Origin of the sequence: Acinetobacter terrae (genome assembly GCF_002135195.1) — a bacterium.
Taxonomy (GTDB): Bacteria; Pseudomonadota; Gammaproteobacteria; order Pseudomonadales; family Moraxellaceae; genus Acinetobacter; species Acinetobacter terrae.
In genome coordinates this window covers 1-8,742 of the sequence record NZ_NEGF01000025.1, presented here as the reverse complement: position 1 = coordinate 8,742, position 8,742 = coordinate 1, and the positions used below count along the sequence as shown (strand labels likewise).

Genomic DNA, 8,742 nt, shown 5'->3' with positions numbered 1-8,742 from the left:
ATAATCAGGAAATCAATAAAAGAAGAATAGGGATTGAGCATGTATTTGGTAGCCTGAAAACCTTCAAAATCCTTGCGGAGCGTTATCGAAATAGAGGCAAAAGACTCGGTTTGAGATTCAATTTAATCGCTGGAATCTATAACTTGGAGCTGAGTAAAAAATGATTTATGAAAGAGGTCTATTGATTAATAATAATTATTTTTATAGAAAATTTTCTATTATTCGTCTAAATCGATATATCTATCTTAATAGGATATTGCATTATTCACTGTATTGTTTGCGTTGTGTTAACGCACAGATGCTTTACAAACATCTCCAATAAATTCCTTACTTTTTGTTTAGCAGGCCATTCATAGATCTTTAATAATTAATTCCGATCTAAAGTCACTTTTTCATCTATTCTTGTCTCAATATAGTGTAAAATCTTGGAAAATTTTTTTGGAAATGGAAGATCATGTCTCAGCTTTCAACAATCATTGAACAGGCTTTTGAAGACCGTGCAAATTTCACAGCGGCTGATTGCCCTGCTGAAGTTCGTAGTGCTGTAGAAGAAGCTATTGCTGGCTTAGATAACGGCTCACTTCGTGTAGCTGAAAAAATTGCTGGTGAATGGATTGTTCACCAATGGCTTAAAAAAGCAGTTTTGTTATCTTTTAAATTAAACGATAACAAAACCATTGAGTCTGGTGATCTTCGTTTCTATGACAAGGTAGAGACTAAATTCGCTGATTGGACTGAAGAACAGTTTAAAGCAGCGGGTGTTCGTGTTGTTCCGCCGGCAGTTGCACGTAAAGGCAGCTTCCAGGCTAAAAATGTGGTATTGATGCCATCTTATGTCAACATTGGTGCTTACGTTGACGAAGGTACAATGGTTGATACATGGGCAACTGTTGGTTCATGTGCGCAAATTGGTAAAAACGTTCACTTGTCTGGCGGTGTAGGTATTGGTGGTGTTCTTGAACCATTACAAGCGAACCCAACGATTATTGAAGACAACTGCTTCATTGGTGCACGTTCTGAAATCGTTGAAGGCGTGATTGTTGAAGAAGGTTCTGTGATTTCAATGGGCGTATTCATTGGTCAATCAACCAAGATTTATGACCGTGCAACTGGCGAAATCCATTACGGCCGTGTGCCTGCAGGTTCAGTCGTTGTTTCAGGTAGCCTTCCTTCTAAAGATGGTACTTGCAACCTGTATGCTGCGATTATCGTGAAAAAAGTTGATGCGAAAACTCGCGCTAAAACCAGCTTGAACGATTTATTACGCGAAGACTAATATGTCTTAAGTCTCTTGCGGAACTTTAATCGTTCCTCATCTCTACGGTCAGACATGATCGTAGAGATTTTTGTTTTTGTACTCTCATGTTTTTTGGTGTGGTAAATTTTCGTTATGAATACTCTTCGATCTTCCGCTATTCCTGTTTCTGATCCGTCTGCGGGTTTACGCATCACGGAGATTTTCTATTCATTACAAGGTGAAGCCAATGCCGCGGGTTTACCGACGGTGTTTATTCGCTTGACCGGTTGCCCTTTACGCTGCACGTATTGTGATACAACCTATTCCTTTGAAGGTGGCGAACGTCAATCATTAGACGACATTATTAAAACAACCCTCGATTTTAAAACACCGTATATTTGCGTGACTGGCGGTGAGCCGCTTGCTCAGCCCAATGCCTTGCCTTTGATGCAACGTTTAGCCAATCTGGGCTGTGAAGTATCGCTCGAGACCAGTGGTGCCTTAGATGTGTCTAAAGTTGACCCTCGTGTTTCGAAAGTACTCGATTTAAAAACCCCAACTTCTGGTGAATCTGCACGAAATTTGCTGAGTAATCTTGATTATTTAACTGAGCATGACCAAATCAAGTTTGTGATTTGTAATCGTGAAGATTATGAATGGTCAAAACAGCAGGTTGAACAGTACAAACTTGCCGACAAAGTCAGTACCGTTTGGTTCTCGCCTGCTTTTGCAGTTGAAAAAGGTGTGGTTCGTTTGCCTCAACTTGCGCGTGATTTAGCACAATGGATTTTAGAAGACCATCTCCCTGTTCGTTTCCAGTTGCAATTGCATAAATTGCTCTGGAACGATGAAACTGGTCGTTAATTTATTTCTGTTCTTGAATACCTATATTTGTTTGGAGATTTGAATATGCGCCCTCGTGCCATAGTTTTGTTATCTGGCGGCTTAGACTCAACAACTTGTTTGGCTTGGGCGCAAGCACGTTATGAATGTATTGCTTTAAGTTTCATGTATGGTCAGCGTTCGACCACTGAACTGGATGCTGCTCGTGCACTCACGCAACGCGCTGGTGTAGAACATCGTGTCATTAATATCGATTTAGGTAACCTCGGCGGCTCGGCGTTAACAGACCACAGCATTGATGTACCGGAACATGAACAAGAAGGTATTCCTGTAACTTATGTTCCAGCACGTAACACAATATTTCTATCTTATGCGCTCGCTGCAGCAGAAGTTTTTGGTGCAGAAGCCATTGTGATTGGGATCAATGCCGTTGATTATTCAGGATATCCTGATTGTCGCCCTGAATTTATTGATGCTTTTGCAAGCATGGCTCGCCTGGCAACTAAAGATGGTGTGGAAGGCAAACCTCTTAAATTTGAAACACCTCTGTTACATTTATCCAAAGCAAATATCATTCGCTTAGGTATAGAACATGGCGTAGACTACAGTCAAACGGTGTCTTGCTACCAAGCAGACGACCAAGGACGTGCTTGTGGAAAATGTGATAGCTGCCGTTTACGTAAACAGGGTTTTGCTGACGCTGGTATTGCAGATCCAACACGTTATATACCGTCATAACAGGGTAACAGTACATGAAAAATTTAAAATCAAACATTATTCTTTCTACATTAGTTTCGGCTGTAGCATTCATGGCGACTGCTTCAAATGCTGCAGAAACAAATAAGCTCCAAGAAGCTTATAAAAGCACTAATGTAAAATCTGCTTTAATTAATGTTTGTAAAGAAGAAACAGGCAAAAGCAAAAAATTATCAGCTGCAGAAGTAAGCAAATACTGTACTTGTGCGGTTGAAGCTGACGGTAAATTAACCAATGCTCAAAAATGGGAAATTCAAAGTACCGTTAACCAAAAGAAAAGCCCTGCAACTTTAGCTTTTGTTCAAAAACAGAATAAAGATCTTCAAGCTTGTTTTGGTCCACAACTTACCGGCAAGCTTAAAAGCTTAACTGAAGAAGCAATGAAATCTGCTCAACAACCTAAAAAATAAGCTGATTTAGCTTGAATAAAAGCCTGCATTTTTGCAGGCTTTTTTATTGTTAAAAATTTACATCCTGAGTTCAGCATAAACAGGGCTAAATTCGCTATCATGTCAGCATAAATTCAAGATCAATATCACAAATTCGACTTTATAAGGATCAATGCATGTCTGATATTCGCCTGCTCAATCAAAGCTTCCCGACTACAACCGGTGAAATCAACCTAACTGAAATCCCGACTGAATGGCTGATTGTGTATTTTTATCCGAAGGATTCTACCCCGGGTTGTACGACACAAGCGATAGGCTTTTCTTGTTTGAAAGATCAGTTTGATGCTTTAAATACCACGATTCTGGGTGTTTCACGTGATTCGGTTAAAGCACACCAAAACTTCACCGAAAAGCAAAATCTGAGCATTAATCTCATCAGTGATAAAGAAGAAGTATTGTGTAATCTCTTTGACGTGATTAAAGAAAAAAATATGTATGGCAAAAAAGTTATGGGTATTGAACGCTCAACCTTCATTTTCCATAATGGCAAATTAGTCAAAGAATACCGTAAAGTGAAAGCTGCCGGTCATGCAGAACAAGTACTAGAAGATTTAAAAGCCCTGCAAGCAGCTTAATGGCATTGTTATGGATTTATAAAAGCCCAAAGGTTCGGGCTTTTATCCTGCTTTTTTATGAGGTCTTTTGTGCAATCAAGATTCTTATATTTACCCTGCCCTTAGATTTTTAATTGTGGGCAATAATAAGCGTGGATCACGATATACAAATCAAAAAATAGCTATAAAAAAGAGCTTTTTAAACACTGGCAAATGCAATTTCAGTTAGCTGCACATTGGCCTGAAAGCTGAAGATTCACTTTTTCCCCCACGCCTCCAATACCTTTTCTCATACCAAAATCGCTACGGTTAATCACTGCTGAAGCTTGGACATCAAGTAAGTTGACATCAGAGAGATTAGGTTTAAATGTCGTTACAAAAGTTACTGGCTTGGTCACACCACGTAGGGTTAAATGTCCTAAAACATTATATTTACCATTTCCCAAGTCTTTAAACTGGATACTTTTAAATCTTACCGTTTTGTATTTTGCTGCATAAAATAGATCTTCACCCAGAATCATATGTTTCAGCAATGGTTTATTGAAGCTCAAACTATCAACCTCCATCACAAGATGTGTCGATGCATTTTGCGGTGCTTTCATATCAAATTCCATACTCGATTGAACTTGATTAAATTTAGCTTTGACCACCGTAAGCCCCATCGACTTGATCTCAAAACCAACATCACTTTGGGGTGTTAAAATCCATGTTTGTGCAAAGGACTGACTGCTTACAGCTAAACCGATTGCGACGATAATAAGTCCATTTTTTATTGTTGCTTTCAAATTTAAATCCACCTTTTTTGATTGCTTATTGATCAGGTTTAGATTCACAGTCCAACCTTAGATTAAATTTGTTTTAAGTTTTAGAATTTGCATTTTATTTATTTTTATATCAGTTTATTGAAGTTTTTGTAAAATCATTAATGACTAATGGAGAAATATTTAACATAATTTTTCTGAAAGAATTGGTTTGAGATCGTATTGTTAACATAGTTGGAGTTTATAAGATTTTATTTTTTAAAACTTCCATGCTAAAAGATAAACATTCATTTTAAGCTGAATAAGGAGCTTAAAACCTATCAGTTGCTTGATAATGTAGTAATTTTTATCGTTATAAGAATAAAAAAATTACGCAAAAACGTAAAAAATTCGAGTATTCAAAAACATCTTAAGCCGGTTTTTTTAATACATGAACTATCTTGTTTCCCATTGTCCATCTACCTCAATATTCACTTTCCCCCCTATACCACCGAATGCTTTTTTCATACCAAAATCACTGCGATTCACCACTGCCTTAGACTCAACATCCAAAAGTTGTGGATTGGCTGTATTGGGTTTTAAAACCGTATCAAGGATTACCGGCTGGGTCACACCGCGCAAGGTCAGATCACCTTTTATACTGTAGTGATTATCGCCTAAAGATACAAATTCATGACTGTTAAAAGTCGCAGTTGGGTATTTTTCTACGTAAAACAAATCTTCACCCATAATCATATTTCTCAGTGAAGGCATGCTCAAGCTCACGCTGTTTACGTCCATGACAAACTGGGCTGAGGCATTTTGTGGGATCGCTGGATCAAAGCTCATACTAGACTGAACCTGCTCAAACTTCCCTTTTACGATTGAAAAACCCATCGACTTCACATCAAATCCCACATAAGTTTGTGGAGTAAGTGTCCATTCCTGTGCATTTACATGCGCAACGATACTCAAATTGATTGCAGCGGCAATAAAGACACTTTTCAACGTGGTTTTGATATTCATGTTATCCACTCCTAGGTCGTTGCAATTGCTTGCTCCGACTTAAAAGCTTACTTAAGATTCTTCAAGATTGGTTTTATCTTGTGTCAGGTATTTGTGCTGCAATTGTTGGTAAGTAGCCGTGTTCTGAAATTTCTGTAAAAACTCGCTGGTTCCCCATGGAAAAGCAGATTCGATAATTTCGCCACGATAATAAGCTTCACGTAATGGCGTCGCTGAAATTGCCCCAACCAGACTGGCAAGTTCTACCATCTCCCATTCTGGAAAAAGCTGTAAATAGTAGGAAGATTCATCCTTAAAATGACCAATTAAACCCACTTTAGCTTCAGGCTCTACCACTTCTGAAACCAGGGATTTCACCAGTTTTTGCCATTTTTCATCGTTATACACATCAACCACATAAACAAACTTAATTCGCTTTTGGTCTGCTGCTGAAAAGTTGGACAAAATCATCTGTTCACGTTCAGAAGCACTAAACGGATTTTTAATATTGCGTTCATTTTGTGCAGAACCGAGTGCCAAAATCACATTCTGACTTTGCTCTAATGCAATTTTAATCGTTTGCATATGTGCCAGATGAAAAGGCTGAAAGCGACCAATGAAAACCAGATAATCAAATGTATAGTTCATAACAGATCAAATTTTTGATGACTCGTGAGTTGTGCCGCCCAAATAAATATGCGACATAATAAACGCCATAAAATTAAATTAAGTTTTAAAGCAAGGATAGTACGATGACACTGAGCTGTATTCAACAACCTCATGAACATTTGGATGCGAATTTAGAAAATGGTGTACTGACCTTAGCCATTAATCGACCAAAAGCAAAAAATGCATTATATGGCGAATTATATTTGTGGATTGCCAAAGCTTTGGATGAAGCTGATCAAAATAAAGAGGTTCGTGTGGTGATTTTACGTGGCGCTGATGCCGATTTCAGCGCAGGCAATGACATGCAGGACTTCATGAAGTTTATTCAAACACCACTTGCAGGCAAAGCTGGGGATGCACCTCCATTTCTGGTTTTAAAATCTGCTGCGAAATTTTCTAAACCTTTAATTGCCGCGGTTCGCGGTGTCGCCATTGGGATTGGGGTAACGCTTTTACTTCATGCTGACCTTGTCTATAGTGATCACACTGCCCTATTCCAGATTCCGTTTGTCAGCCTTGGCCTTTCACCTGAAGGTGCTTCGAGCAAGCTTCTTATTCAACAAGCCGGTTATCATAAAGCTGCTGAGCTACTTTTCACGGCACAGAAATTTAACAGTGAAAAAGCCTTGAGTGCAGGTTTGGTCAATAGCATTGAAGAAGATGTTTATGCGACTGCGCTGAAACAGGCGCAAACTTTGGCAGCACTGCCATTGGCTTCAATTAAGCAAACTAAAGCTTTAATGAAACATAACTTGCAGGAAATTCTGGACTGTGTAGATGATGAAGCTGAAATCTTCATGAAACGTGTATCTTCACCAGAAATGGCTGAAGCGGTGGCTGCATTTATGCAAAAGCGTAAACCAGATTTTGCACAATTTAATTAATTTTTTATTGTTAAATGAAAAAACCACTGAATAGTGACATTGTTCAGTGGTTTTATGCGTTTTAATAGATCTAAATTTCAAGCTTTAAAATTTGAGTGAATAAAGATGACCGATTCAAACGAAACTAAAACTGAAAAGAAACGTTATTTTGAGCCTGCTCCAACAGATATTGATGTCGAAAACTTTAAGAAAGTTATACAAAGCCGTCGTTCGGTACGTAAATTCACTAAAAAACCCATTCCTGCCGAAGTACTGGATGATTGTTTAGATCTGGCTTTGCTTGCACCAAACTCATCCAATTTGCAGCCATGGACTTTTTATGTGGTGCAGAACCCAGCCAAAAAGAAACAGCTGGTCAAAGCCTGTTTAAGTCAATTGGCAGCAAAAACGGCTTCGGAGCTGATTGTTTGTATCGCGCGTACTGACCGTATTGATGAAATGGCGAAAAAGAACATCAGTGATTTTCCTTTCCCTGAAGCGCCAAAAGCAGTGAAGCAGTACTACCGTTTTATTCCATATAATTATAAAACCGGTTACTTCAATGCTATTGGCAATTTTAAAAAAGTGGCTTTTAAAGTTGCCCGTACCTTGGATAAACAACTGCCCGTTACTGCATTCAACCCTGCAGATGCGAAACTATGGGCAACCAAGACCACAGCATTGGCTTGTGAAAATCTGGTTTTGGCTTTACGCGCTTATGGTTTTGACAGCTGTATGATGGAAGGTTTTGATGAACCTATGGTGCGTAAAATTCTAAACTTGAATGATCAGCAATATCCGGTGATGGTGATTGGGGCTGGTGAACGCGCAGTAGATGGGGTGTTCTTCCCGCAATACCGTTTTGAGCGTGATTTGTTTATTCAGAAGGTTTAATAATCAGTATCTGGAAAATTTAAACTCTTAATCTTATACACATCAGGCGACATGGATGTCGCCTGTTAGACTTATATGGACGAGCCATCAGTCGAATAAAAAAATTCTCTTACTAAGGAATTGATTAGATCCAGTTAGATCAATTTTATTTAAGTCAAATTGTGATGTCTTATCTATCTAATAAAAGATGATTAATTCTATGAGGTGTTTAGAAGAATTTAATAGACTCACCAATTATCATTAGACTTTTAAAACTGTTTCGCCTCAGATTTAAATCCATGTATCATTCATTCTCTCTTATAAATAAATGATCATTAATTAAAATCCAATGATGTGAAGGGTGATGCAACGATTGTTTATGATACATATAATAAAGATCAGGTTATTCAAATTACAAATTATCTTAACTAGATCAAAGCCAGTTACGGGGCAGCACTTACTTTTAAAGTAGCAAGTGGATTTAAAGCAAAATGAAAATAAAATTAATAACAATTAGCAGTTTATTTATTTTAAATGGTTGCCAAGCAACAGCACCAACGGTAATCCTCCCATAAATAACCGAAGTTAAAAGTAGAGGTTAAGCAGCCATTAGAGGTGGCCTTCCTTTGTTTGCTTGGTGTGGTCTTTCATGGTTGTAATGCCACAGCCAGTTTGTTGCATAATCTTGTACTTCATCCAAAGTATCAAATAAATGTTTGCTCAGCCAACTATAACGTATGGTTCGATTATAGC

General features: G+C 38.2%; 12 protein-coding genes. 8 read left to right on the top strand and 4 right to left on the bottom strand.

The features are described from left to right. The 6 genes from B9T23_RS16555 to B9T23_RS16530 all read left to right on the top strand — a co-directional run. Positions 1-164: transposase (locus B9T23_RS16555; RefSeq protein WP_143222548.1), on the top strand; the 164-nt coding region annotated here is incomplete at its 5' end. A gap of 290 nt (positions 165-454) precedes the next feature. After that, positions 455-1,276 (top strand): 2,3,4,5-tetrahydropyridine-2,6-dicarboxylate N-succinyltransferase, encoded by an 822-nt coding sequence (gene dapD, locus B9T23_RS16550; protein WP_086194854.1) that lies wholly within the window; start codon positions 455-457, stop codon positions 1,274-1,276. Between the two features lie 114 nt (positions 1,277-1,390). Then, the gene (queE, locus tag B9T23_RS16545) at positions 1,391-2,101 is read left to right on the top strand and encodes a 7-carboxy-7-deazaguanine synthase QueE (protein WP_086194853.1); all 711 of its coding nucleotides are present in this window, start codon (positions 1,391-1,393) and stop codon (positions 2,099-2,101) included. A gap of 45 nt (positions 2,102-2,146) precedes the next feature. Beyond that, positions 2,147-2,818, top strand: coding sequence for a 7-cyano-7-deazaguanine synthase QueC (queC, locus tag B9T23_RS16540; protein WP_067724973.1), 672 nt, complete (start codon positions 2,147-2,149; stop codon positions 2,816-2,818). 14 nt (positions 2,819-2,832) lie between these two features. Further along, a complete protein-coding gene (locus B9T23_RS16535; RefSeq protein ID WP_067724971.1) occupies positions 2,833-3,246 on the top strand; it encodes a hypothetical protein in 414 nt (137 codons plus the stop codon). A 155-nt stretch (positions 3,247-3,401) separates the two neighbouring features. Then, entirely contained in the window at positions 3,402-3,860 is a 459-nt protein-coding gene (locus B9T23_RS16530; RefSeq protein WP_086194852.1) for a peroxiredoxin, read from the top strand. Between the two features lie 200 nt (positions 3,861-4,060). Here the strand turns inward: B9T23_RS16530 and B9T23_RS16525 are convergent, their stop codons facing one another. From B9T23_RS16525 to B9T23_RS16515, 3 genes are all read right to left on the bottom strand, one after another. Further along, positions 4,061-4,624, bottom strand: coding sequence for a YceI family protein (locus B9T23_RS16525; RefSeq protein WP_086194855.1), 564 nt, complete (start codon positions 4,622-4,624; stop codon positions 4,061-4,063). A gap of 411 nt (positions 4,625-5,035) precedes the next feature. After that, the gene (locus tag B9T23_RS16520; RefSeq protein ID WP_086194851.1) at positions 5,036-5,605 is read right to left on the bottom strand and encodes a YceI family protein; all 570 of its coding nucleotides are present in this window, start codon (positions 5,603-5,605) and stop codon (positions 5,036-5,038) included. A 51-nt stretch (positions 5,606-5,656) separates the two neighbouring features. After that, complete coding sequence (locus B9T23_RS16515) at positions 5,657-6,232, bottom strand: nicotinate-nicotinamide nucleotide adenylyltransferase (RefSeq protein ID WP_086194850.1); 576 nt, start codon at positions 6,230-6,232, stop codon at positions 5,657-5,659. Positions 6,233-6,336: 104 nt separating this feature from the next. On the opposite strand from B9T23_RS16515, the gene B9T23_RS16510 reads away from it, so the two are divergent. Further along, positions 6,337-7,137: an enoyl-CoA hydratase gene (locus tag B9T23_RS16510; protein WP_086194849.1), complete on the top strand. Its 801-nt coding sequence runs from the start codon at positions 6,337-6,339 to the stop codon at positions 7,135-7,137. Positions 7,138-7,242: 105 nt separating this feature from the next. Next, positions 7,243-8,010, top strand: coding sequence for a nitroreductase family protein (locus B9T23_RS16505; protein ID WP_086194848.1), 768 nt, complete (start codon positions 7,243-7,245; stop codon positions 8,008-8,010). 577 nt (positions 8,011-8,587) lie between these two features. Here the strand turns inward: B9T23_RS16505 and B9T23_RS16500 are convergent. Then, positions 8,588-8,742, bottom strand: a 155-nt coding sequence (locus B9T23_RS16500) for an integrase core domain-containing protein (protein ID WP_143222547.1), incomplete at its 5' end; no start/stop codon positions are given.